A 24,907-nucleotide genomic window follows, 5' to 3' on the forward strand; every position below is an offset into this window, starting at 1 on the left:
ACCCGCCCGGTCTCGTACGGTCTCGTACGGTCCGTCTGACCCGCCCGGTCTCGTACGGTCTCGTCTGACGGTACGAGCGGTATCCGCACCGCCCGCAGCTCCCGCGCCTGACTCACCCCCTGGTCAGACCCAACAACTCCCGCGCCGGGCCCGTCGGACGGTGCGAACGGCACCAGACCGCCCGCAGATCCCGGCGCAGACTCACCCCGTCCGCCCGCACCTCCCGCAGGCGTCGCGCCGCCAACTCCTCCGTCACCGCCAGCTCACTCAGCACCGCCGGCCCCGCCCCACTGATCGCCGCCGCCTTCACCGCCGTGGTCGACGCCAGCTCCAGCAGCGGTTCCGCCAGTCCGGCGTACTCCGGGAGCGCCGAGGCCAGCGCCGAGTCGAGCACCTGCCGGGTCCCCGACCCGCGCTCCCGCAGGATCAGCGGTGTGGCCGCCAGTTCCCGCGCCGTCAGCGGGGTGCGGCGGCGCGACCACGGGTGTCCCGGGCCCACGACCACCACCAGCCGGTCATGGCCGATCACCGCCCCGTCCAGCCCCTCCGGCACCGAGAGCCCCTCCACGAACCCGAGGTCGGCCTCCCCCGCCAGCAGTCGTTCGGCCACCACCGCCGAGTTCCCGGCCAGCAGCGAGACCGCCGTATCGGGCCAGCGCGTACGGAGCGCGATCAGCCACCCCGGCAGCAGATACTCCGCGATCGTCATCGACGCGGCGACCCGCAGCCGTGTCTCCCGTCGCCCGCGCAGCGCCTGGGTGCCCACGTCGAACGCCTCCGCCGCCTCCACCACCCGCCGCGCCCAGTCGGTGACGAGCACCCCGGCCTCGGTGAGTCGTGACCCGCGCGGTGACCGGTCCACCAGGGCCAGCCCGAGCCGCCGCTCCATCGAGCTGATCCGGCCGCTCGCGGCGGGCTGGCTGATGCCCAGGTCACGGGCCGCGCGCCCGAGACTGCCGTGCCGGGCGACGGCGATCAGCAGCTCCAGCGCGCCCAGATCGGGCACCCGGTGCGCGAGCGGCGCCCGCTCGTCCCCTGTGCTCATCAGCCCAGGTTATGCCCTCATAGCCGGGAGGCCCCTGGTCAGGGCGGTCCACCGGGCGGACAGTGAGGTCATGGCCACCGCCGTCCCCGTACGAACCGCGCCGTACACCCCCGTGCCGCGGCTCCCCGCCCTCCGGGACTTCACCCCCAACTGGTACGCGACCGTCATGGGCACGGCGATCGTCGCCAACGCCGGCGCCGTGCTCCCCGTGCCCGTACCGCGTCCGGTCCTCGTCCTGGTCTGGGCCCTGTCGGCCGTCCTGCTGGCCCTGGTCGGCGCCGCCCGGGCCGGGCACTGGCTGCGCCACCGCGACCGGGCCCGGGCGCATCTGCTCGACCCGGAGATCGCACCGGCCGTCGCGCCCTTCTACGGATGCGCGTCGATGGCGCCGCTGGCGGTCGGCATCGGCACCCTGACCGTCGGAGCGGACGTGATCGGCACGACGGCCGCGGTATCGGTGGCGGCCGTCCTCTTCGCCATCGGTACGGCCGTCGGCCTCGCCGCCGCCGTGGTCGTCCCGTACCTCCTGATCACACACCACCGCCCGGCACCCGGCACCGCTTCGCCGGTATGGCTGCTGCCGGTGGTGGGCCCGATGGTCTCGGCCTCCTTCGGCCCGCTCCTCGCGGCGCGGCTGCCCTCCGGTGGCTGGCGGGAGACCCTGCTGCTGGCGAGCGCCGGGATGTTCGGCGTCAGCCTGCTGGCCACCCTCGTCATCCTGCCGCTGGTCTTCGCGCGGCTGGTCCACCACGGGCCGCTGCCGCTGGCGCTGACCCCGTCGCTCTTCCTGGTCCTGGGACCGCTCGGCCAGTCGACGACCGCCGTCACCAACATGGCCGCGCTCCCGTCCCCGTACACCGAGGACTTCCGGACCCTCGCGGTGCTGTACGGGGTGCCGGCGCTGGGCTTCGCCCTGCTGTGGCTGGCGCTGGCGGGGGCGATGGTGGTGCGGGCCGCGCGGCTGGGGATGCCGTTCACGATGGGGTGGTGGGCCTTCACCTTCCCGGTCGGCACCTGTGTGACGGGGGCTGCGGGACTCGCGCACCGCACGGACCTCGGGGCCTTCGGCTGGCTGGCGACCGGCCTCTACGCGCTGCTGGTGGCCGCGTGGGCGGTGACCGGACTCCGGACCCTGCGCGGTCTGTTCAGCGGAGCGCTGCTCGCAGCGCCGCGCCCAGCACCGCCGGCGCCTCGACCAGCGACGGACCGTACCAGGTCAGATGGCGACCGCTGACGAGCGCCGCGGGCAGCCCGGGAAACGCCTCAGGACCGTCGTCGGCGGTGAAGCGGTACGGCTCGTCGGGAAGGACGACCATCCCGGCTGCGCCGCGCAGTTCGTCCAGGGGCACCCGCGGATAGCGCTCGGCGTGGTCCGCGTACAGCTGCGGGACACCGAGCCGGGCAAGCAGGTCACCAGCGAAGGTGTCCCGGCCGAGGACCATCCAGGGCCGCCGCCAGATCGGTACGACGGCGGGCGGCGCCGCCAGCGGCACCACCCGCTCCCACGCCTCGGCCGCCTCGTCCAGCCAGCGGGGGCGCGGCACCCCGCAGCCGTCCACGAGCACCCGCGCCAGCTCTTGGAACGCCTGTTCCAGACCGCGCACCTCGGTCACCAGCACCTCGACACCGGCGGCGCGCAGGGCGGCGAGATCGGGCTCCCGGTTCTCCTCCTCGTTGGCGATCACCAGATCGGGGCGGAGCCGGATCACGGCCGCCACATCGGGGTTCTTGGTGCCGCCGATCCGTGCGACGTCGAGACCGGCCGGGTGGACGCACCAGTCGGTCGCACCGACCAGGAGGCCCGGCGCGCCGACGGCGACGGCCTCGGTCAGTGACGGGACGAGCGAGACGATTCGCAGGGTCACCCGGGGTCCTCAGTGCTCCGACGAGACATGGTCGGCGACGCTGACGACGACGATCCGGGTCTCCGGCACGGTGGCCCGCCAGCGGTGCGGTACGCCACCGGAGAGGAACAGGGTGTCACCGCGCCCCAACCGGTGGGCCCGGCCGTCCGCCTCGACCTCCACCGCGCCGTCGGCGACGTACATCACCTCGTCGTTGCGGTGCTGGAACTCGCCCTCGGTGTCGTACCCGCCGGTGAATTCCACGGCCTCCAGCTGATGGCGTCCCGTGATGAGGCGCCGGGCACGCCCCCCTGCTGCCGGCTCGTCGTCCCGGGCGCGGACGACGGCGACGGTCCGCGCCGCGTCGGAGGCGGCGATCAGCCGGTCCGCGGTGGTCCCCAGGGCGTCGGCGACCCGCTGGAGGGAGCGCTGGCTGGGGCGGGCCCGTTCGTTCTCGACCTGGCTGAGGAAGGGCACCGAGAGCCCACTGCGCTCCGCCACCGCGGCGAGCGTGAGATCGAGTGCCCGGCGTCGTCTGCGCACGGCAGCGCCCACCCGAAGACGTTCGGTCTCCTTCGGGTCCTTGCCGTCCTTCGCGTCCATCCGCCCGGCTCCCCTTCCTGGTCCTGTCTCACCATACGCAGCTTCCGGCTCGGCTTCGCCCGCTCGGCCCACACCACCGGGAGACCGGGCGGTGGAGCGCGGGACGGCCGCGGGAAGCGTAAAGCGGACGGGGCGGCCCCCGCCACTGGCGGGAGCCGCCCCGTTTCGCTGGGTGACGGCGACGTGGGGAGCCGAGGCTACTGCGGAGCCATCCGGTCGGCGACCCCCGGATTGTCCTCCAGCCAGGTCCGCACGGCCTCCTGCTCCTTGCCCTTGCCGGTCTGCTGGATCTGCGCTTCGAGACCGGTGAGCTGCTTCTCGGTCATCTTGAAGCCCTTGAGCCATTTCCCGATCTCCGGGTGATCACTGGAGAAACCCTTGCGCGCGACGGTGTGGACGCCGTCGCCCGCGCCCCAGGAACCCTTCGGGTCGGCGAGCTTCTTCAGGTCGTACGTGCTGTACGCCCAGTGCGGCGACCAGAGGGTGGTGACGATGGGTTCCTTCTTGGCGTAGGCGCGCTTCAGCTCGGCGAGCATCCCGGGCGTGGAGCCGTCCACGACCTCGTACTCGCCCGCCAGGCCGTACTCCTTGAGCACCTTGTCCTTGAGGAGGCCCATCATGCCGGCGCTCGGTTCGATGCCGATGATCCGGCCCTTGAACTTCCCCGACTGTCCCTTGAGGTCGTCCAGGGAGTCGATGCCGTTCACATACGAGGGGACCGACAGCTCCAGCGAGGTGGGGCCGAACCAGGATCCCAGGTCCTCCAGCTTGTTGCCGTACTTCTTCCAGTACGTGGCGTGGGTGACGGGCAGCCAGGCGTCCGTCTGGAAGTCGATCTGGCCTCCGGCCAGCCCGGTATAGAGCGCGCCGGCCTCCAACTGCTGGGTCTCGACGGTGAAGCCGCGCCGCTCCAGCACCTCCTTCCAGAGGAAGGTGGAGGCGATGCCCTCGTCCCAGGGGATGTAGCCGATGGTGACCTTCTTGCCCTTGCCGACACCGGAGGCGTTGGCGGTGGCGGACGGGGCGCCGCCGAAGATGCCCATGCCGCCCGCGACGAGCGCGAGGACGACGACGCCGACGAGCGCCACGACGGGCTGGGGGCGGTGGTCCCAGAGCTTGGGGGCGCCGGCGAGCGCCTTGGCCTTCGCGATGGCGCGGCGGCCCAGCGGCGAGACCTGACGGCCCAGTTCACCGGTCATCCGGTCCAGGTACATCGCGAGGACGACGATGGAGACACCGGCCTCGAAGCCGAGACCGATATCGACATTGCCGATGGCCCGGTAGACGGCGCCGCCGAGGCCACCGCCGCCGACCATGCCGGCGATGACGACCATGGACAGGCCCAGCATGATGACCTGATTGACACCGGCCATGATCGTGGGCAGGGCAAGCGGGAACTGAACGCGCAGCAGGGTGTCGCGCGGCGTGGTGCCGAACGCCTCGGCGGCCTCGACCAGTTCTTTGTCGACCTGACGGATGCCCAGCTCGGTCATGCGCACGCCCGGGGGCAGCGCGAAGACGATGGTGGCGATGATGCCCGGGACCACGCCGACGCCGAAGAAGATGATGCCGGGGATCAGATAGACCATGGCCGGCATGGTCTGCATGAAGTCGAGCACCGGGCGGGTGATCGCGCTGACGGTCTTGGAGCGCGAGGCCCAGATGCCGAGCGGTACGGCGATCAACAGGGTGACGACGGTGGCGACGAGCACCAGCGAGAGGGTCGACATGGCGTCGTCCCAGAGCTCGATGGAGTCGATGAGGGCGAAGCCCGCGAAGGCGAGCACACCGGCGAGGAGTCCGCGCAGCCACCAGGCGACGACGGCGAGCACACCGGCGAGGAGCAGCGGCTCGGGCGCGGAGAGGGCCGCGTCGATGCCGTCGTACATGCCGGTGACGACGGAGCTTATGGCGTCGAAGAGCCAGCTGAGATGGGACTGGAGCCAGTCGACACCGCTGTCGACCCAGCCGCCGAGGGGGAGTCTAGGCACGGGCCACCGCCTTGGTGGTGGCCTGCGCCGGGGTCACGGCGGAGGTCGGGGCCGGGGCGGGGGCCGGGGCGGGGTTCGAGTCCGTGGCGGGCGTCATCGGCTCCCCGAGGACGGCGAGCAGCCGGGAGCGCGGTACGACGCCGACGAGGGTGCCCGCCTCGTCGGTGACGGCGACGGGCGCTTCACTGGTGGAGCAGGGGGTGAAGAGCTCGATGATCGGGGCGTCCGGACGGACGGCGGCGGGCGCGGCGGCCAGCACGTCGGCCGGGCAGTCCGGTGCGCCCGCTCCGGTGCCGTAGGCGGTCTCCGGGTCGGCCATGATCGCGCCGGCGGTGAGGACGCGGGAGCGGTCGACGTCCTGGGTGAAGGAGGCGACGTAGTCGTTGGCGGGGGTGACCAGGATGTCCTCGGCGGTACCGAGCTGGACGATCCGGCCGTCCCGCATCACGGCGATCCGGTCGCCGAGGCGCATGGCCTCGTTGAGGTCGTGGGTGATGAAGACGATGGTCTTCTTCAGGGTCTTCTGGAGCTGGATGAGCTGGTCCTGCATATCGCGGCGGATCAGCGGGTCGAGCGCGCTGAAGGACTCGTCCATCAGCAGCAGATCGGCGTCGGTGGCGAGCGCGCGGGCGAGGCCGACGCGCTGCTGCATCCCTCCGGACAGCTCGTCCGGCCAGGACTCCTCCCAGCCGGCGAGGCCGACCAGGGCGAGCGCCTCGGCGGCGCGGCGGTCGCGCTCGGCGCGCGGGACGCCCTGCACGGCGAGACCGTAGGCGGCGTTCTCCAGCACGCTGCGGTGCGGGAAGAGCGCGAAGTGCTGGAAGACCATGCTGATCTTCCGGGAGCGGACGGTGCGCAGTTCGCGCGGGCTCAGGGCGGTGAGGTCCTGGCCGTCGAAGAGGACGCGACCGGCAGTGGGGTCGAGCAGTCCGTTCAACATGCGGAGCAGGGTGGACTTGCCGGACCCGGAGAGCCCCATGACGACAAACGTCTGACCTGGTTCGACGGTGAATGACGCGTCGATCACGGCGGCGGTCGTGCCGTCGGCGCGCAGCTCCTCACGGTCCGCACCACCTTCGAGTCGGCCTACCGCGACGTCGGGTCGTCTGCCGAAGACCTTGTACAAGTTTTCGGCCTGGAGCCTGGACACATACACCTCACGCGTTGAACCGAGAACGGTCCCGCCACCCCCGTGCGGCGGGACCGTGGAGCACCGCGGGTTCCGCCCGCCCACCCCGGATAGTCGTTGAAACTGAAACGGGGCCCGCTCCGACGCGCCCCTGCCCGGGACTTCTCGGGGCAAACTCAACAGTGATCCACATCACACGCGAGATGGGGTGTTCCGGGTGGATGCCGAAGGGACCGGGACGGACGGGCACAGGGGCGACGATGGATGGGCACCTTCGCAAACCGCGCATCGTGAGCCATGACCGTGACCGTGACCGCGAGCTGCGAGCTGCGAGCTGCGAGCTGCGAGCTGCGAGCTGCACATCGTGCCGTGACCGTGAACCGTGAGCCGCGTGTGGCAGGAGCCATGAACCGCGTGTGGCGGGAGCCGAGGGCCGCGAGCCGCGAGCCGCGGGTGGCAGGCGCGCGACCGTCGGGCGCACCGGACCCAGGGCGTCCCGCCGCCGCGATTCGCGCGCACCCGGGACTTCCGGGTGCCTGTCAGTGGGGTGCGGCATGATCGGGGTGTGACGCGACGCCTGATGCTCCTCGACACCGCCTCCCTGTATTTCCGTGCCTACTTCGGAGTCCCCGATTCGGTCCGCGCGCCCGACGGCACCCCGGTCAACGCCGTGCGCGGACTGCTGGACTTCATCACCCGGCTGGTCCAGGACCACCACCCGGACGACCTCGTGGCCTGCTGGGACAATGACTGGCGCCCCCACTGGAGAGTCGAACTGATCCCGTCGTACAAGGCGCACCGCGTCGCCGAGGAGACCGAGCTGGGCCCGGACGAGGAGGAGACCCCGGACACGCTGGCGCCACAGGTGCCGGTGATCGCCGCGGTGCTGGACGCGCTCGGCATCGCCCGCGTCGGCGCCGACGGGTACGAGGCGGACGACGTGATCGGCACCCTCACCGCGCGCGCCACCGGCCCGGTGGACATCGTCACCGGCGACCGCGACCTCTTCCAGTTGGTGGACGACGCCCGCGGACGACGCGTCCTCTATCCGCTGAAGGGCGTCGGGACGCTCCAGACGACGGACGAGGCATGGCTGCGCGAGAGGTACGGGGTGGACGGGCCGGGCTATGTCGATCTGGCGCTGCTGCGCGGCGACCCGAGCGACGGACTGCCTGGCGTGCCGGGCATCGGCGAGAAGACCGCGGCCAAGCTGCTGGCCACGTTCGGCGATCTGGCGGGCATCATGGCCGCGGTCGACGATCCGGCCGCGAAGCTGACCCCCTCCCAGCGCAAGCGGTTGGACGAGGCCAGGGCGTATGTGGCGGTGGCGCCGAAGGTCGTGCGGGTGGCGCCTGACGTACCGCTGCCCGACTTCGACCCGGCACTGCCCGACGAGCCGCTCGATCCGGCGACGCTGGAGGAGTTGTCGGCGCGCTGGGGTCTGGGCGGCGCGCTCCAGCGGCTGCTGACCACACTGCAGAGGTGACGGCCCGCGCGGCGCGGACTTCCGACTGACCTACTGACCTCCGGCCCGGTTTCCCATTCCCCGGCCCCCGACTCCGCTGACCCTCCGACGCTCCGACGCTCCGACCGCGTGGGCTACCGGGTCACCGGACCTCCAGGGGTGAGGATTCCACCGACGGGATTTCCCGGACTGAGCTTTTCCGGTCGGCGTGTTAACTTAGGCAAGCCTAAGTAGCGCGCGATTCCAGGGAGACAGCCGTGGCAGAACGACCGGCTCGTACATCACCGACGGCGTACGAGGCCAAGGTGGTGCATACCGAGCGGATCACCCCGCACATGACCCGGGTCGTCCTCGGCGGCGAAGGGCTGACCGGGTTCGCCACGGACGGGTACACCGACCATTACGTGAAGCTGCTCTTCGCCCCGGAGGGTGTGAGCTATCCCGAGCCGTTCGACATGGACCGGATCCGCGAGGAGTTCCCGCGCGAGCAGTGGCCCGCCAACCGCACCTACACGGTTCGGAGCTGGAACCCCACCCTCCTGGAGATGACGATCGACTTCGTGGTCCACGGTGACGAGGGCCTCGCCGGACCGTGGGCGGCGGGCGCCAGGGCCGGCGATCTGATCCACATCCTCGGCCCCGGCGGCGGCTACGCGCCCGACCCGGCCGCCGACTGGCACCTGCTGGTGGGCGACGAGAGTGCGCTGCCCGCCATCGCCGCCTCGCTTGAGCGGATGCCGGCCGGCGCGGTCGTCCACGCCTTCATCGAGGTCGAGAGCGCCGACGAGGAGCAGAAGATCGTCACCCCGGACGGCGTCGAGGTCCAGTGGCTGCACCGGGCCGGCCGCCCGGTCGGCGAGGCGCTGGTGACGGCGGTGACGGAGCTGGAGTTCCCGTCGGGCGCGGTGTGCGCCTTCGTGCACGGGGAGGCGGCCTTCGTGAAGGAGCTGCGGCGCCACCTGCGGCTGGAACGCCAGGTGCCGCGCGAGCAGTTGTCCATCTCGGGCTACTGGCGGCTCGGCAAGACCGACGAGGCGTGGCGCGAAGTGAAGCGCGAGTGGAACGAGCAGGTGGAGCGCGAGCAGGAGCGGGCGGCCTGACCCCTTCCCCGCAGGGCTCTTCCCACCCGATGAACCCGACCCGATGAACCCCATCTGACGGACCTGTCGCGATCGGCCGGGGGTCCGTCAGGTGGGGTTCATCGTGCCGCGGGTGACGATCAGCCCTCGGCGGCCTCGCCCCGGGAGACCTGACCGTTGATCGCAGGGGGCTCCCCCGTGCCGCCACCCCCGGAATCCCGGCGGTCGCCCCCGTCACCCGGGGCTCCGAACCCGCCCGTCGCCGTCACCCCGTCGCCCGGGGACTCCGACCGCTCACCCACCTCACGCCCGGACTCGCCGGGCGGGACCACCGCACCCGCGCCCGCTCCGTCGTCCGCGACTTCCCGGCCCTCGGGTTCCCCGTGCCCGGACTCCCGGTCATCGACCTCCCCACCCGCGGCCCCCTCGGACCCGTGCTTGCTGTTCTCGTACAGCCACGCGGACCGGTCCACATGCGCGAGGTGGCGCAGTGAGGCGACCAGCGCCTCCCCCATCGCCGTCCCGACGATCGCCCGTTCCACCACCCGGTGGCGGTCCGTCGCGCCCGCGACATAGGCGAGATCGGCCTTGGCCATCAGCTCCGCGGCATCGGCATAGGTGTCCAGCACCTCGGTGAAGCCGCCGTGGCCGACACCCTCCAGCGTGGCCACCGCGGTGGCGAGCGAGTTCCGGGCCGGGCAGTCGTCATTCACCCGCCAGCCCCGGCGTTCGATCAACTCGTCCACCTGCTCGCGGGCCGCCGCCACCCCGCAGTCGGTCTCGGCGCTGTCCGCGTAGCGCGGTACGAGCAGATCCGTGGCCACGCCCAGCACCTTGTGCACCGACTTGTCGGGGTCGTCCACCGCCGCCAGGACATCCGCGATGGCCGCCACTTTGAGCCCGCCCACATCGAGCAGCGCTCGGATCAACCGCAGCCGGTGCTCGTGCGACTCCCCGTAGGTCGCCTGATTCGGGCTGGTCAACTCGCCGGGCGGAAGCAGCCCTTCGCGTACGTAGTACTTGATCGTCGGCACCGGGACTCCTGTCCTCCGGCTCAACTCTCCTATGCGCACGCCCATTTCACCTTTCAGCACTTGCCTCTGCCAAGCCCATCATAGATAGTGGCGCTAACGGATAGCGGGTAGTCCCACTATCCATTATTGCGGGGGTACTTCCATGACGTCCTGGCGCTCTTGGCATCGACCATTGCTGATCGTCTCCGCCCTGATGATCCTTCTGACGGTGGGCTCCGCCGTCGGCGTGTTCATCGACGACCGAATAATCGTCGGCACGCGGATCTGGTCCAAACCACTCAAATTCTCGGCCTCCTTCACCCTCTACGGGCTCTCCCTGGCCTGGATGCTCTCGCTGAGCACCCGCGCCCGCCGGACGGGCTGGTGGGCCGGGACCGTCGTCGCGGCCACCATCGTGATCGAGATGGTGATCGTCATCGTTCAAGTGGCCCGCGGCCGGCGCAGCCACTTCAACCAGGAGACCGAGCTGGACACCACGCTCTACGACGTCATGGGCACCACCGTCGCCGTCCTGTGGGGCGCTTCGGTCCTCATCGCGATCCTGCTGTTCCGCTCCGACCTCCCCGACCGCGCCTCCGCCTGGGCCCTGCGGCTGGGCGCGCTGATCGCGATGATCGGCGCGGCGCTCGGCTTCCTGATGACGACGCCCACGGGCGAGCAGCAGGCCGCCGCCGCGAAGGGGCCGACGGACACCGTGGGCGCCCACGCGGTCGGAGTCCCGGACGGCGGGCCCTCGATGCCGCTGACCGGCTGGTCCACCACCGGCGGGGATCTGCGCATCCCGCACTTCGTCGGGATGCACGCCCTGCAACTGCTGCCGCTGCTCGTCCTCGCGCTGCTGGTGCTCGGAGCGCGACTCCCCCGGCTGCGGGACGAGGGCGTACGGCTCCGGCTCGTGGTGACCGCGGCGGCGACCTACGCGGCCCTGGTCGCCCTCGTCACCTGGCAGGCCCTGCGCGGACAGCCGCTGATCCACCCGGACGCCGCCACCCTCCTCACCCTGGCGGGCATTCTCGCGGCGGGCGCGCTGGGTGTGTACACATCACTCCGCTCAGCACCCGAGACCACCCCTGACACCGAGACCAAGACCGCTACCGATACCGAACGGGAACTGGTGCGATGACCGACTTCCTCTTCGCCCTCGCCTTCTGGCTGGCGGCCCCGATCTGGCTGGCGCTGATCGCGGCGCCGACCCGGCCCCTCACCGCCCGGATCGCCGCCTCACCCCTGACCGTCCTGCCGATCCTGCTGGTCTACACGGCCCTGGCCGTGCCCGCGTTCCCCGAGCTGTGGACCTTGGTGACCGCTCCCGACCTGGACAAACTCCGGGACCTGGTGGCCGTCGCGGACGGCGCGGGGGCGATCTGGGCCCAGGTCATCGCCTGGGACCTGCTGATCGGGCAGTGGATGTTCCTGGAGGCGCGACGGCTGAGGATCACCCCCTGGGTGATGAGCCCGCTGCTGTTCCTGACGATCCTGCTGTCACCGTTCGGGCTGTTGATCTTCCTGGCGCTGCGCGCGGCACGGATCCGCCGCTCGGCGGCGGCGGACGCCTGGGACCCCGCGGGGCACCCGGATCCCCTCCAGGAGCCCCGACCGACGGCGGACGCCTAGGGAGTGTCTGACAAATAGCGTCGTCCACCCGAAGGGTGGGGCGCGCGGCGTCCGGTGCGTGCAATCGCAAGGCGGTGGGGGTCCCCCCGGCGAAGCCAGGGGGAGGTCGTCCTCGTACTGGACGTACTTGGATGACTCGACAACGCAGCGAGTGTGCGTGCAGGGCGTCGCGCGCCAGACGAGATTTGTCAGACACGACCTAGGGAGTGTCACCCGGCCCCCGGGCCTCTCCCCCGGATCCTGCCGGGCCCCCCGCGACGACGGGAGCCCTCACCGAAGGCCCCCGGGCCACCCGGCCGCGACCCGTGAGCGCCACCGGACCGCCCCACGGCGTGCGAGCCTCTCCCCTCGTATCCGCTCGTGAGGGCGGTTCGCCGCGTTCCCCGCGGTTCCCGCAACACTCACCGTCACTCCATCGAGTGATCTTGGACGTCCAGTGTGCCCATCGCGTGCGACCATCTCCGGACCAGGATCGAACCTCCGCTCGCGCGGCCCCGCCCCTGGTGGGTCACGGCCGGGGACGGCCGCCGCCCGGGGACTCCGGGGGAAGCCGCGCGAACCAGCCCGCTCAAGGTGCTTCCCCCGCCCGAGGAAGGACGGCGAATGACCGTCTCCGTCATGCTCTTCACCTCCGATCTGCGTGTGCACGACCAGCCGGCGCTACGCGCCGCCGTGCGCGGGGCGGATGAGGTGGTACCCCTGTTCGTGGTCGACCGGGGAGTGCGCCGGGCGGGCTTCGACACCCCCAATCGGCGCGCCTTCCTCGCTGACTGCCTGGCCTCGCTGGACGCCGGGCTCCGCGAGCGCGGCGGCCGGCTGGTGATCCGTACGGGCGAGGTCACCGAACAGGTCTGCCGGGTCGTCACCGAGACCGGCGCCGCCGCCGTACACATCGCCGCCGGCGTCAGCGGCTACGCCAAACGCCGGGAGGACCGGCTGCGCGGGGCGCTGAAGGAGGTCCGCTGCGCCCTGCACGCCCATGACGGAGTGATCACCGCACTGCCCCCGGGGGAGGTGACCCCCGCCGACCGCGATCACTTCGCCGTCTTCACCCCGTACTTCCGCCGCTGGGAGGAGGCCGGGCCGCGGGCCGCGCTCGCCGCTCCGCGCGCGGTGCGGGTGCCCGAACTGCCGGGACACCCCCTGCCCCGGCGCACGGCGGTCACCGGCGTCTCCCCCGGGGTGGCCAGGGGCGGCGAACGTGAGGGACGGCTCCGGCTGAGCGCCTGGCTCGCCCATCCGCGCGGCGGTGCCGACGCGTACGAGGAGCGCCACGACGACCTGCCGGGCGACACCACCTCACGCCTCTCGCCGCATCTGCACTTCGGCACCCTCTCCGCGACCGAACTGGTGCAGCGGGCGCGGAAGCGGGGCGGGCCCGGCGCGGAGGCGTTCGTCCGCCAGTTGGCGTGGCGGGACTTCCACCACCAGGTGCTCGCGGCCCGGCCAGACGCGGCCCACACCGACTACCGGACGCGCGGCGACCACTGGCGCTCCGACGAGAAGGAGATCGCCGCCTGGAAGGAGGGCCGCACCGGCTGTCCGATCGTGGACGCGGGTATGCGGCAACTGCTGCACGAGGGCTGGATGCACAACCGGGCCAGACTGCTGACGGCGAGCTATCTCACCAAGACGCTGTACACGGACTGGCGGGTCGGCGCCCGGCACTTCCTGGACCTCCTGGTCGACGGCGACCTCGCCAACAACCAGCTCAACTGGCAGTGGGCGGCGGGCACCGGGACGGACACCCGCCCCAACCGGATCCTCAGCCCGCTCGCCCAGGCGAAGCGATTCGACCCGCAGGGCGACTATGTGCGGCGCTGGGTGCCCGAACTGGCGGAGCTCGCGGGGGCGTCCATCCACCGTCCGCAGGACCTGGACGGCCCGACCCGCGCCCGGCTCGACTACCCGGACCCCCTGATCGACCCGGCCGACGGCCGGGCCCGGTTCCAGCGGGCGCGCGGCCTGGACTGAGCCGCCCAGGCCGGCAGCACGTCGGCCGGCCCCGCCCGGCACCGGTGCCGGGCGGGGGAGGTGCGCCTCACCCGACCGAGCTGTACGCCACCACACCCCGTCGCAGGGAGTCCACCGCACGCCGTGCGTTCCGCGCGACCGTGCTGTCCTCGGCCGGTGCCGCCACGGCGATCTGGCCCAGCACATCGATCACCTGCTTGGTCCACCGTACGAAGTCCCCGGCCGGCATCTCCGCCTCGCGGAGCACCTCGTCCAGGCCCTTGTCCGACGCCCACTGGTGGACCGCCCAGGCGAAGCCCAGGTCCGGCTCGCGCTGGCCCACTCCCTCCGCCTGATTGATCTTGAAGTCCTCCTCCAGGGCGTCCAACCGCCCCCAGATCCGGACCATCTCACCGAGCGCCGCCTTCGCCGCCCCTCCGGGGACCTTCGGCGCCACCGCGTCGTCCGACTGACGCGCCTCGTACACCAGCGCCGAGACGCAGGCCGCGAGCTCCGCGGGGCTCAGCCCCTCCCACACCCGGTCCCGCAGGCATTCGCTCGCCAGCAGGTCCAGCTCCCCGTACAACCGGGCCAGCCGGCGGCCGTGCTCGGTGACCTCGTTGCCGCGCAGATAGTCCAGCTCGGTCAAGAGGGCCACGATCCGATCGAAGGTGCGTGCGATCGTGTTCGTACGCCCCTCGATCCGCCGCTCCAACTGCTGGGTGTCCCGGCGCAGCCGGTGGTAGCGCTCGGCCCACCGGGCGTGGTCCTCACGCTCGGCGCAGCCGTGGCACGGATGGGCCCGCAGCTCGGCACGGAGCCGGGCGATCTCCCGGTCGTCGGCCCCGGCGGCCCGCTCCTTGCGGTGCCGGTCGGGCACGATGTGACCGGCCTTCGTCCGCAGCGCGGACGCCAGGTCCCGTCGCGACTGCGGCGAGCGCGGATTGAACGTCTTCGGGATCCGCATCCGCTCCAGCGGCTCCACCGGCACCGGGAAGTCGATCGACGCCAGCCGCTTGACCTGCCGCTCGGCGGTCAGCACCAGCGGTCGGGGGCCGTCGTGCTGCTCCAGCCCGCGGTGGCCGTTGGTCCGGCCGCCCGGAATACCGGGGTCGAGGACGAGCGCGAGTCCGGCGAACTTCCCCGTCGGGACATGGATGACATCCCCGGTCTTGAGCCGCTCCAGCGAGCTCGCGGCGGCGGCCCTGCGCTGCACCGCGCCCTGCTTGGCCAGCTCCGTCTCCCGGTCCTTGAGGTCGCGGCGGAGCCGCGCGTACTCCTCGAAGTCCCCGAGGTGGCAGCTCATGCCCTCGCGGTAGCCCTCCAGGCCCTCTTCGTTCTTCTGCACCTGCCGGGAGATGCCGACGACCGAGCGGTCCGCCTGGAACTGCGCGAACGACGTCTCCAGCAGCTCCCGCGAGCGGTGCCGCCCGAACTGCTGCACCAGATTGACCGCCATGTTGTACGACGGCTTGAAGCTGGAGCGCAGGGGGTACGTCCGGGTGCCGGCCAGGCCCGCGAGCGCGCCGGGGTCCATGGCCCGCTGCCACAGCACCACCGCGTGCCCCTCGACGTCGATGCCGCGCCGCCCCGCCCGGCCGGTGAGCTGGGTGTACTCGCCGGGGGTGATGTCGGCGTGCTGTTCGCCGTTCCACTTGACGAGCTTCTCCAGCACCACGGAGCGCGCGGGCATGTTGATGCCGAGCGCCAGGGTCTCGGTGGCGAAGACCGCCTTCACCAGACCGCGGACGAACAGCTCCTCCACGACCTCCTTGAACGTCGGCAACATGCCGGCGTGGTGTGCGGCGATGCCCCGCTCCAGGCCCTCCAGCCATTCGTAGTAGCCGAGGACGTGCAGATCCTCGGTGGGGATGGAGGCGGTCCGCTCCTCGACGATCTCCCGGACCCGGAGCCGGGCCGCGTCGTTGTTGAGCCGCAGCCCGGCGTAGAGGCACTGCTGTACGGCGGCCTCACAGCCGGCCCGGCTGAAGATGAAGGTGATCGCGGGCAGCAGGCCCTCCGCGTCGAGGCGCTCGATGACCTCGGGCCGGCCGGGCGTCCAGATCCGGCCGCGCTGGCGCCGCTCGCGCTCGCGGTCGGCCTCGCGCACCATCTTGCCCCGGCGCCGGTCGCGCGGATTGTAGGTGCGCTGGTTCTCCATCCGGGCGAGCCGGACGAGGTCGGGATTGACCTCGCGCCGGCCGGTGCCGCGGCCGCCGTGGTCGCTCTCCTCCTCGAAGAGGTCGTACATCCGGCGCCCGGCCATCACGTGCTGCCAGAGCGGCACGGGGCGGTGCTCGGAGACGATGACCGCGGTGTCGCCCCGGACGGTGTCCAGCCAGTCGCCGAACTCCTCCGCATTGGAGACGGTCGCGCTCAGCGAGACCAGGGTCACGGACTCGGGGAGGTGAATGATCACTTCCTCCCAGACGGCGCCCCGGAACCGGTCGGAGAGGTAGTGGACCTCGTCCATGACCACATAGCCGAGGCCGAGCAGCGCCGGGGAGCCGGCATAGAGCATGTTCCGCAGCACCTCGGTGGTCATCACGACCACCGGCGCCTCGGAATTGACGCTGTTGTCACCGGTGAGCAGGCCGACCTTGTCCGCGCCGTACCGCTTGGCGAGATCGGTGTACTTCTGGTTGGAGAGCGCCTTGATCGGGGTGGTGTAGAAGCATTTGCGGCCCTGCTGGAGGGCGAGGTGGACGGCGAACTCGCCCACGATGGTCTTTCCGGAGCCGGTCGGCGCGGCGACCAGCACACCCCGACCCGCCTCCAGGGCCTGACAGGCTTCGATCTGGAACGGGTCCAGGTCGAATTCGTACATCGCGCGGAACGGGGCCAGTGCGGTGGCGTTCTCGGCGGCGCGGATGCGGGCGGCGGCGTAGCGCTCGGCGGGGGAGAGATCGTCGGTCATCTTGCTCACGAGCCTACCCAAGAGGGGTGACAGTCAGCGCGGTGTTATTGGCTCGGTACGGGAACGGGGTGCGGGGTGCGGGGCTGGTCGGGGCGGTCAGGGCCGCCCGGCCGGGGTGTCCGGGGGTGGTACGAGCACCCGGACCGCGCCCGGCACGCACTCGGCGGTGAGCGGCAGCGCTCCCAGCGGCTCCCCGTCGGCGTATCCGGTGACCCCGTCGGCCTCCAGCGTGACCGTGCGCACCCGGTGCGAGGTGACCCGGGGGTGGCCGAGGTGCGTCCCCCGGTACACCCGGGGGAACACCCTGAGCAGGGTCGTCCGGGAGCAGTCCGCGACCACGGTGACGTCGAGGAGTCCGTCGTCCGGCGCGGCCCCGGCGCACATCCGCATCCCGCCCCCGTACGAGGGGCCGTTACCGACGGCGACGAGCGTGGCCGCGATCTCGAACGGCCGGCCGCCGTCGAGGGTGATCCGGTACGGGATCGGGCGCAGCGCCGCCAGTTCCGCGAGCATCGCGAGGTCGTAGCGGAACCGGCCGACGGGCAGCCGCATCCGATTGCCCCGGTCGTTGACCCGGGAGTCGAAGCCGGAGGCGAGGATCGTGCCGAACCAGGTCCGCCCGACGCGTCCCAGGTCGATCTCCCGCACGGTGCCGCCCGCGAGCGCCTCGGCGACCACCCGGGCGGCGCCCGCGGGGTCCCGTACGGGCAGGCCGAGCATCCGGGCGAAGTCGTCACCGGTACCGACGGCTATCACTCCGAGCGGGGTCGGGGTCCCGGCGACGGCCTGGAGGGCGAGGGACACCATCCCGTCCCCGCCGACGGCTATGAGGGCGCCGGTGCCGCCCGCGACGGCTTCCCCGGCCCGCCGCAGCGCGTCGGCCGAGTCCTCGCCGAGGACCGTACGGACCGAGAAGCCGGCGTCCCGCAGGACGCGGGCCGCGGGCGTCGCGGCACGGGCGCCCCGGCCACGGCCCGCGGCGGGGTTGACGAAGAGAGTGATCTCGCTGGTCATCCGCGCGACGCTACTGCACGCCGGGGGCCCTGTTCAGGTGTTTCCCCCAGCTCCGGGCGGACCCGGGCCGTCCCGGGGCCCCACCGGGCCGGAACGCGGACGTCCCCCGTCGGGCGATGCCGAGGGGGACGTCCGGACCGGGCCGATGCGGGTGGCTCAGGTGATGTCGTCGTAGCCGTTCAGTCGCTGCACCCGGCTGCCGTCCGATTCGCCACGGGTCTGCTCGGGCAGGGCGCGCGCGGCGGGGACCGACTCGATCGCCCCGATGTCCTCCGGGGTGAGATCCAGCTCGGCCGCCTCGTCGACACCGGGTGCCTTGGCGTCGCGGATGGCCCGGCGCCGGTCGTTGATCAGTGAGAAGCCGGTGGCGAAGAAGTAGAGCAGCACGATGGGGCCGGCGAGGAGGACCATGGTCAGCGGGTCGGTGCTGGGCGTCGCGAGCGCCGAGAACACGGTGATGCCCATGATCATGCCGCGCCACCAGCCGAGCATCCGCCGGCCGGTGATCACTCCGCCGAGGTTGAGCATGATCAGCAGCAGCGGCAGCTCGAAGGCGAGCCCGAAGACGATCACCATCCGGGTGACCAGGTCGAGGAGGTCGTCCAGCGGGAGGAGGTTGTCCACCCCGACGGGGGTGAAGGTGATCAGCACCTCCGCCGTCGTCGGCAGGACCCGGTAGGCGAAGAAGCCGCCGCCGAGGAAGAGCGGGAAGCCCGCGCCGACGAACGCCAGCGCGTACTTCTTCTCATTCCGGTGCAGACCGGGCGCGAGGAAGGCCCAGAGCTGATAGAGCCAGACCGGCGAGGCGAGGACGACGCCCGCCATCAGCGAGACCTTCAGGGCCAGGGTGAACGGCGTCAGCAGACCATTGATGGTGATCTGCGCGCACGTCGCACCGTCGGGCAGCTTCCGCAGCTCGGAGAACGAGGACGGGCACCCCACCGACTCCAGGACCGGTTTGGTGAAGAAGTTGATGATCTCGTTGTAGAAGAAGGCGGCCACGATGGTGACGGCGACGATCCCGAGCAACGCCTTCGCGAGCCGGTTCCGCAGCTCACGCAGATGCTCGACCAGGGGCATCCGCCCCTCGGGATCCTTCTCCTGCTTGCGGGCAGACTTGAGCAACCCACGTCCTCATCTCGTGCGGCAGGCCCTCACCGGACAGGGGCCTGTGGCGGCCCTGTCTAACGCTGGGTGGAGTCCGTCGGCTCGGTCACCGGACGCGCGCTGGCGACATCACCTGGCGCGGCCTTGATCGTCCGCGCGGACGGCGCGTCCTGGGCCGTGCCGGGCTGCGGCGGGTCGGCGGGGGCCGCCTGCTGACCCTCGGACTTCATCGCCTTGGCCTCGCTCTTGAGGATGCGGGCCGACTTGCCCAGCGAACGGGCCATGTCCGGAAGCTTCTTGGCGCCGAACAGCAGAATGATGACGACGAGGATCAGGATGATCTCCGGAGCGCCGATCCGTCCACCAAACATAAGCGTGTACCTTCTCACCGAGGCGGTTGGGGTGTTGCCGGCCCGAGGCCCGGACAGACGTCCGAGCGTCGCGCTGACAGCGATCGTAACCCGGGGGAGTTAACGCCGGGCAATGCCTGTGCATACTCCACATTGCGGCCCGCGCCCCGCCACCTGGGCCACTGGGCGAAGCCTACCCCCGTGCGGAAGGGCCCCCGGCGCCTCCAGGACAGGAGGCGATCACCGCGTGAAGCGACCGCGGGATCAGTGCGGGACGCCGCTCGCGCGGGCGAGATCGGCGGCCGACCGCTCCAGCTCCTCCGCCGCCCGGTTGATCCGCTCCGTGGTGCGCGCGACCTCCCGCCCCAGGCGCTGGGCCTCGATGAACACCCGGATCGCGAGGATCCCGAGCACGGCGGTCCCGAGGAACCCGAGAGCGACGGCGAGCATGGGCCAGAACATGGGGGGACCTAAACCGTTCCGGTGGGCGGGGCGAGACGCAGGGTGCGGACGCCGCCGCCGGTGAGCAGTTCGACGATCCGCTCCCCGGCGGGTTTACGGACGGACGATCCGCATTCGGGACAGGTGAAGGAGTAGAAGGTCGTCCGGTGACTGGCCCCGATCGCCAGCCGCAGGGCCTCGGCCGCCAGCTCGAAGCGGGCCCGGCAGTCGGGGCAGGCGGCCTTGAAGAGCACCGGACCCACCGACGCCGCCAGATCAGAGATCAGAGACATTTTGGCGCGAAACTCCCTATTCCTGGGTGTCATAGGCCGCGAGCGCGTCCCGCGCCGCCTGCCGGACACTGTCCGCCAGCTCCACGGGCGAGACGATCCGCCCGTCCCGCCCCAACCGCAACCCCAGCCGCCGCAACGACGCCGGTGACGGCGTCCGCAGCGTGATCCGCAGCCCACCGTCCGGCAGTTCGTCGGCCCGGTCGTGCGGGTAGTACTCCGCCACCCAGCGCCCGCCGGGCGCCACCTCGACCACCACCTCCGGATCGTCCACCGACGGCTGCACCAGCCCCTCGGACAGATCCCTCAGCTCGATCTCCGGCGCCTCCGCCGGGGCGTCCAGCAGTTTGATCTCGGCCACCCGGTCCAGCCGGAAGGTCCGGCGCGCCTCGGAGAGACGGCACCACGCCTCCATGTACGTGTGGCCCACCGCGAAGAGCCGGATCGGATCGACCTCGCGCTCGGTCAGCTCGTCGCGCGCCGGCGAGTAGTACCGCAACCACAGCCGGCGCCGCTCCGAGATCGCCCGGTCCACCTCGGCGAAGACCCCGCCCTCCGACTCGAACGTCACCGAGAGCCGGGAACTCGCCCCCGCCACCTCACCCGCCGCCGTCTCCAGCTTGGCGGTGGCCCGCAGCAGCGCCTCCCGGTCGCCCTCGCGCAGCCCCGGCAGCGTCGCCACCGCGCGCGCCGCCACCAGCAGCGCCGTCGCCTCGTCGGCCGCCAGCCGCAGCGGCTCGGCCACATCGTCCGGGTTGTGCCACCAGATCCGCTCACCGTCCGTATCGATATCGAGCAGATCACCACCGCGGAAACTGGTCCCGCACATCGGCAGCACATCGAGATCGGAGATCAACTCGTCCTCGGTGATCCCGAAAGCACGGGCCACATCGGCGATGTAGGCGCCGGGGCGCTCCCGCAGATAAGTCACCAGCGACAACATGCGCCGGGTCTGGTCAATGGCGTTGGCGGCCACGGTCGAAGTCCCCTCAGCCCTTGGCGACGGCGCGCAGCCGGTCCACCACATCGGCCCGCAGATCCGCGGGCTCCAACACGACCACGTCCGGGCCGAACTCCACCAGCCAGGCATCCAGCCCGTGCCCGTACGGAATCTCCAGCTCCTCCCAGCCGTCCCCGACCTCCCGCACGGACCGCGCCCGGGAACGCAGCGGATAGCCGCTGCCCGCCCGCAGCCTGATCCGCGCCGTACGGGTCGCCGTCTCGCCCGCCCAGCGCTCCACGGTCTCCCGGACGGTCACCACATCGGGCACGGGAGCCGTGAAGGCACCCGCCCGGGACCGGACCCGGCCGCTGATACGGGAGAGCCGGAAGACCCGCTCGGCACCCCGGCCCCGATCCCAGCCCGCCAGATACCAGTGGCCCCGCCAGCACTCCAGAGTCCACGGCTCGACCTGGCGCTGCTCGGGGCGGGCCGCATTCGCCTTGCGGTAGTCGAAGACGACGGGACGACGGTCCCGGCAGGCGAGCATCAGCGGCTCGAACGCCACCTCATGCACCGGAATACGCGGCTCAAGAGCGCTGTGCGGGGTGTCGTACACATCCTCCGCCTCCGGCATCCCGGCCGCGCGCAGCTTCTGCAGCGCACCGCTCGCGGCCCCCGCGAGCCGAGCCTGCTGCCAGACCCGGGCGGCGAGCCCCAGCGCCGCCGCCTCCTCCGCGTCCAGCGTGATCGGCGGCAGCCGGTTACTGTCCCGACGGGCGAGGTAACCGGTCTCCCCGTCGAAGTTCTCCACCGTCTCGATGACGAGACCGAGCTCCCGCAGATCGTCCTTGTCCCGCTCGAACATCCGGTTGAAGGAGTCGTCGGAACCCGCGGGCCCCCCGCCCGTCCCGAACGCCTCGACATACGCTTCGATCGACCCGCGCAGCTCACGCTTGCTCAGCGGGCGCCGCGTCCCCAGCAGGCACAGCGCCAGATTCATCAGCCGCTCGGCCTTGGCAATGGCCATCGACGCCCTGCACCTCTTCTGCTTGAGTCGCTACCGCCCCCGACGACGGTACCGTCCCCGGGTGTCGGGACAAAAGCCGAGGCCCACGCCCCCAAGGGAGCGTGGGCCTCGGACCGGTCGATCGTGCTCAGACAGCGAGCAGATCGACGACGAAGATCAGCGTCTCGCCCGGCTTGATCCGGCCGCCCGCGCCCCGGTCCCCGTACCCGAGACGCGCCGGGATGGTCAGCTGGCGACGGCCGCCGACCTTCATCCCCTGCACGCCCTGGTCCCAGCCGGCGATGACCTGTCCGCCGCCGAGCGGGAACCGGAACTGCTGACCGCGGTTCCAGGACGCGTCGAACTCCTCGCCGGTGGAGAAGGCCACACCCACGTAGTGGACGGAGACGACATCGCCGGCCTTCGCCACCGCGCCGTCACCCTCCCAGATGTCCTTGATCTCCAGGTCCTTCGGCGGCTCGCCGCCCGGGAAGTCGATCTCGGGCTTCTCGATGCTCACTGAACTGCTCCTCCACATGATGTACGGGCCACCAGTCTTACATCCCCGCCGGCGCGGCACCCCCCGGGCGCCACGCCGGCAGCGGTCACGCCTTCGCCAGCAGGTCCAGCACGAAGACCAGCGTGGAGTTCTTCGGAATGCTCTGCTGCTCCTTCGCACCGAAACCCTGGTCCGGCGGAATCACGACCAGCACCCGGCTGCCGACCTTCTTGCCGACGATGCCGTCCTTGAGACCCTTCAGCGTGACCTGACCCAGCGCGAACGTCTGCGTCGTGTTCATCTTGTACGTGCTGTCGAACTGCTTGCCGCCCGCCCACAGGTACGCCTCGTACTTCAGGACGACACTGTCCTTCGCGGTGAGCGCGGGACCCGTGCCCTCCAGCACATAGTTGGAGACGAGCTTCTTCGGCGGCGCCACCGACTTCGGGAAGGTCACCGACGGGGCCTTGCCGTCCGCATTGGTGCCCACCTTCGGCAGCGCGGCGTCGCCCTGCGCGACCTCGGCGCCCTTCGCGGAGACCGGGACGCTGGCGCCCTTCACGATGTCCATGACGAAGACCAGCGTGGCGTTGGCCTTGATGTCACCCTGCCCCTGAGCGCCGTAGCCCAGATTCGGCGGGATCGACACCTCCAGACGCGAGCCGACCTTCTGTCCGTCCAGCGCCTTCTGCCAACCCTCGATCACACCGCCGCCGCCGATCGCGACATCGAACGGCTGACCACGGTCGAAGCTGTTGTCGAAGGGCTTGTCCTCGTCCCACTCCTGGCCCAGGTAGTTCACCTTGGCCTGGTCGCCCTTCTTCAGCACCGCGCCCTTGCCCTCGCTGATGACCTCGACCTTCAGCTCCTTGGGCGGATTACCCTCCCCCTTCGCCAGCGTCGGCTTCTCACCGAACTTGGCACCGGCGGTCATGGCGGGCAGACCGCCCTGGGACGAGATGGAGTCGGAGCCCTTGTCCTCACTGCCACACGCCGCTGTCGACAACAGCAGCAGGGGGACGACAAGAAGGCCGGTCAGTCGGCGCACGTGTTCCTCAGATCTCAGACGGCACAAGTTAGGGTCCTCGACACTCTAGATGCGCCAAGGGCCCCGCACGAAGAACGCACGAGGCCCGAGTGGCGTTCCGGTCGAGCGGAAGCACCTGTGTACGACTGAGACACCTCTGCACGGCGGGGGCGCCGGGGCCCCCACCGCCCCTACATGCCCGCGATGAGCTTCTCCACCCGATCGTCCACCGAACGGAACGGGTCCTTGCACAGCACCGTGCGCTGCGCCTGGTCATTGAGCTTGAGATGCACCCAGTCGACCGTGAAGTCCCGGCGCTGCTCCTGCGCCCGCCGGATGAAATCGCCCCGCAGCCGCGCCCTGGTCGTCTGCGGGGGCACCGACTTGCCCTCGAAGATCTTCAGGTCGTTGCAGATCCGCGCCGCCTGCCCCCTGCGCTCCAGGAGGTAGTACAGCCCGCGCCTGCGATGGATGTCGTGGTAGGCCAGATCTATCTGCGCGACCCGGGGATGCGACATGGTCATGTTGTGCTTCGCCCGGTACCGCTCGATCAGCTTGTACTTCATCACCCAGTCGATCTCGGTACCGATCCGGTCGAGATCCTCGGCGTCGATCGCGTCCAGGGTGCGGCCCCACAGCTCCAGGACCTGCTCGACCACTCCGGTCCGGATCCCGCGCCGGTCCACGAAGTCCACGGCCTTCTCGTAGTACTCGCGCTGCACCTCCAGGGCGGACGCCTCCCGCCCACTGGCCAGCCGCACCTTGCGCTGACCCGTGATGTCATGGCTGACCTCGCGAATCGCCCGGATCGGGTTCTCCAGGGTGAGATCGCGCATCACCGTGCCCGCCTCGATCATGCGCAGCACCAGATCGGTGGCGCCGACCTTCAGCAGCATGGTCGTCTCGGACATGTTCGAGTCGCCGACGATGACATGGAGACGCCGATAGCGCTCCGCGTCAGCGTGCGGCTCGTCACGGGTGTTGATGATGGGCCGCGAACGGGTCGTCGCGGAGCTGACACCCTCCCAGATGTGCTCGGCACGCTGACTGACGCAGTAGACCGCGCCACGCGGCGTCTGGAGCACCTTCCCCGCGCCGCAGAGCAACTGCCGGGTGACCAGGAAGGGGATGAGAATGTCCGCGAGCCGGGAGAACTCTCCATGGCGGGCGACGAGATAGTTCTCGTGGCAGCCGTAGGAGTTTCCCGCCGAATCGGTGTTGTTCTTGAAGAGGTAGACGTCGCCCGCGATTCCCTCCTCGTGCAGGCGGCGTTCGGCGTCGACGAGCAGACCTTCGAGAATGCGCTCGCCCGCTTTGTCGTGGGTGACCAGCTCGGTCACATTGTCGCATTCGGGTGTCGCGTATTCCGGATGCGAACCCACGTCGAGGTAGAGGCGGGCACCGTTCCGCAGGAAGACATTGCTGCTGCGGCCCCATGAGACAACTCGGCGGAAGAGGTAGCGCGCCACTTCGTCAGGTGACAGTCGGCGCTGTCCCCTGAACGTGCACGTGACGCCGTACTCGTTCTCCAGCCCGAAAATGCGGCGGTCCATGTC

General features: G+C 71.1%; 23 protein-coding genes. 6 read left to right on the top strand and 17 right to left on the bottom strand.

All coding sequences use genetic code 11. The features are described from left to right. Positions 1-112 precede the first annotated feature (112 nt). Complete coding sequence (locus ACH4S7_RS26330; protein WP_398523762.1) at positions 113-1,045, bottom strand: LysR family transcriptional regulator; 933 nt, start codon at positions 1,043-1,045, stop codon at positions 113-115. Positions 1,046-1,115: 70 nt separating this feature from the next. Between ACH4S7_RS26330 and ACH4S7_RS26335 the strand changes: the two genes are divergently transcribed. Further along, positions 1,116-2,279, top strand: coding sequence for a TDT family transporter (locus ACH4S7_RS26335; protein WP_398523763.1), 1,164 nt, complete (start codon positions 1,116-1,118; stop codon positions 2,277-2,279). Here ACH4S7_RS26335 and ACH4S7_RS26340 read toward each other — a convergent pair. The 4 genes from ACH4S7_RS26340 to ACH4S7_RS26355 all read right to left on the bottom strand — a co-directional run bounded on the left by ACH4S7_RS26340 (position 2,191) and on the right by ACH4S7_RS26355 (position 6,633). Further along, the gene (locus ACH4S7_RS26340; RefSeq protein ID WP_398523924.1) at positions 2,191-2,904 is read right to left on the bottom strand and encodes a helical backbone metal receptor; all 714 of its coding nucleotides are present in this window, start codon (positions 2,902-2,904) and stop codon (positions 2,191-2,193) included. The two genes, ACH4S7_RS26335 and ACH4S7_RS26340, sit on opposite strands and share 89 nt — an antisense overlap. A 15-nt stretch (positions 2,905-2,919) precedes the next feature. Further along, positions 2,920-3,492 (bottom strand): helix-turn-helix domain-containing protein, encoded by a 573-nt coding sequence (locus tag ACH4S7_RS26345; RefSeq protein ID WP_398523764.1) that lies wholly within the window; start codon positions 3,490-3,492, stop codon positions 2,920-2,922. Positions 3,493-3,689: 197 nt separating this feature from the next. Beyond that, a complete protein-coding gene (locus ACH4S7_RS26350; protein ID WP_398523765.1) occupies positions 3,690-5,483 on the bottom strand; it encodes an ABC transporter permease/substrate binding protein in 1,794 nt (597 codons plus the stop codon). Next, on the bottom strand, positions 5,476-6,633 hold the full coding sequence (locus tag ACH4S7_RS26355) for a glycine betaine/L-proline ABC transporter ATP-binding protein (RefSeq protein WP_398523766.1): 1,158 nt from the start codon (positions 6,631-6,633) through the stop codon (positions 5,476-5,478). Before ACH4S7_RS26355 ends, ACH4S7_RS26350 begins: the two co-directional genes overlap by 8 nt. 559 nt (positions 6,634-7,192) lie before the next feature. On the opposite strand from ACH4S7_RS26355, the gene ACH4S7_RS26360 reads away from it, so the two are divergent. Together ACH4S7_RS26360 and ACH4S7_RS26365 are read left to right on the top strand one after the other, a co-directional pair. After that, complete coding sequence (locus ACH4S7_RS26360) at positions 7,193-8,098, top strand: 5'-3' exonuclease H3TH domain-containing protein (RefSeq protein WP_398523925.1); 906 nt, start codon at positions 7,193-7,195, stop codon at positions 8,096-8,098. A gap of 236 nt (positions 8,099-8,334) precedes the next feature. Next, positions 8,335-9,177, top strand: a complete 843-nt coding sequence (locus ACH4S7_RS26365) for a siderophore-interacting protein (protein ID WP_398523767.1) — start codon at positions 8,335-8,337, stop codon at positions 9,175-9,177. Positions 9,178-9,296: 119 nt separating this feature from the next. On the opposite strand, the gene ACH4S7_RS26370 is transcribed toward ACH4S7_RS26365, so the two are convergent. Further along, positions 9,297-10,235, bottom strand: a complete 939-nt coding sequence (locus ACH4S7_RS26370) for a MerR family transcriptional regulator (protein WP_398523768.1) — start codon at positions 10,233-10,235, stop codon at positions 9,297-9,299. 148 nt (positions 10,236-10,383) lie between these two features. Between ACH4S7_RS26370 and ACH4S7_RS26375 the strand changes: the two genes are divergently transcribed. From ACH4S7_RS26375 to ACH4S7_RS26385, 3 genes are all read left to right on the top strand, one after another. Continuing rightward, positions 10,384-11,313 carry a hypothetical protein gene (locus ACH4S7_RS26375; protein WP_398523926.1) on the top strand — a complete coding sequence of 310 codons (930 nt, stop codon included), beginning with the start codon at positions 10,384-10,386 and terminating at the stop codon, positions 11,311-11,313. Continuing rightward, positions 11,310-11,804 (top strand): ABA4-like family protein, encoded by a 495-nt coding sequence (locus ACH4S7_RS26380; protein ID WP_398523769.1) that lies wholly within the window; start codon positions 11,310-11,312, stop codon positions 11,802-11,804. Before ACH4S7_RS26375 ends, ACH4S7_RS26380 begins: the two co-directional genes overlap by 4 nt. Positions 11,805-12,407: 603 nt before the next feature. Then, positions 12,408-13,778, top strand: a complete 1,371-nt coding sequence (locus ACH4S7_RS26385) for a cryptochrome/photolyase family protein (RefSeq protein ID WP_398523770.1) — start codon at positions 12,408-12,410, stop codon at positions 13,776-13,778. 67 nt (positions 13,779-13,845) lie between these two features. On the opposite strand, the gene ACH4S7_RS26390 is transcribed toward ACH4S7_RS26385, so the two are convergent. From ACH4S7_RS26390 to pafA, 11 genes are all read right to left on the bottom strand, one after another. Beyond that, on the bottom strand, positions 13,846-16,674 hold the full coding sequence (locus ACH4S7_RS26390) for a DEAD/DEAH box helicase (protein WP_398523927.1): 2,829 nt from the start codon (positions 16,672-16,674) through the stop codon (positions 13,846-13,848). 96 nt (positions 16,675-16,770) lie between these two features. Beyond that, the gene (locus ACH4S7_RS26395; protein WP_398523771.1) at positions 16,771-17,688 is read right to left on the bottom strand and encodes a diacylglycerol kinase; all 918 of its coding nucleotides are present in this window, start codon (positions 17,686-17,688) and stop codon (positions 16,771-16,773) included. Between the two features lie 156 nt (positions 17,689-17,844). Further along, positions 17,845-18,813, bottom strand: coding sequence for a twin-arginine translocase subunit TatC (tatC, locus tag ACH4S7_RS26400; protein WP_398523772.1), 969 nt, complete (start codon positions 18,811-18,813; stop codon positions 17,845-17,847). A 59-nt stretch (positions 18,814-18,872) separates the two neighbouring features. Continuing rightward, positions 18,873-19,166: a Sec-independent protein translocase subunit TatA gene (gene tatA / locus ACH4S7_RS26405; RefSeq protein WP_398523773.1), complete on the bottom strand. Its 294-nt coding sequence runs from the start codon at positions 19,164-19,166 to the stop codon at positions 18,873-18,875. Positions 19,167-19,409: 243 nt separating this feature from the next. Beyond that, entirely contained in the window at positions 19,410-19,607 is a 198-nt protein-coding gene (locus ACH4S7_RS26410; protein WP_398523774.1) for a hypothetical protein, read from the bottom strand. Between the two features lie 8 nt (positions 19,608-19,615). After that, positions 19,616-19,879, bottom strand: coding sequence for a hypothetical protein (locus ACH4S7_RS26415; RefSeq protein ID WP_398523775.1), 264 nt, complete (start codon positions 19,877-19,879; stop codon positions 19,616-19,618). Between the two features lie 16 nt (positions 19,880-19,895). After that, positions 19,896-20,852 (bottom strand): helix-turn-helix transcriptional regulator, encoded by a 957-nt coding sequence (locus tag ACH4S7_RS26420; protein ID WP_398523776.1) that lies wholly within the window; start codon positions 20,850-20,852, stop codon positions 19,896-19,898. Between the two features lie 13 nt (positions 20,853-20,865). After that, positions 20,866-21,846 (bottom strand): helix-turn-helix transcriptional regulator, encoded by a 981-nt coding sequence (locus ACH4S7_RS26425; protein ID WP_398523777.1) that lies wholly within the window; start codon positions 21,844-21,846, stop codon positions 20,866-20,868. Positions 21,847-21,973: 127 nt separating this feature from the next. After that, the gene (locus tag ACH4S7_RS26430; protein WP_398523778.1) at positions 21,974-22,345 is read right to left on the bottom strand and encodes an FKBP-type peptidyl-prolyl cis-trans isomerase; all 372 of its coding nucleotides are present in this window, start codon (positions 22,343-22,345) and stop codon (positions 21,974-21,976) included. An 85-nt stretch (positions 22,346-22,430) separates the two neighbouring features. Further along, positions 22,431-23,372, bottom strand: a complete 942-nt coding sequence (locus ACH4S7_RS26435) for an FKBP-type peptidyl-prolyl cis-trans isomerase (protein ID WP_398523779.1) — start codon at positions 23,370-23,372, stop codon at positions 22,431-22,433. Positions 23,373-23,542: 170 nt separating this feature from the next. Then, a complete protein-coding gene (gene pafA, locus ACH4S7_RS26440; RefSeq protein ID WP_398523780.1) occupies positions 23,543-24,904 on the bottom strand; it encodes a Pup--protein ligase in 1,362 nt (453 codons plus the stop codon). Positions 24,905-24,907: the final 3 nt, after the last annotated feature.

Origin of the sequence: Streptomyces sp. NPDC020965 (genome assembly GCF_044333555.1) — a bacterium.
Lineage (GTDB): Bacteria > Actinomycetota > Actinomycetes > Streptomycetales > Streptomycetaceae > Streptomyces.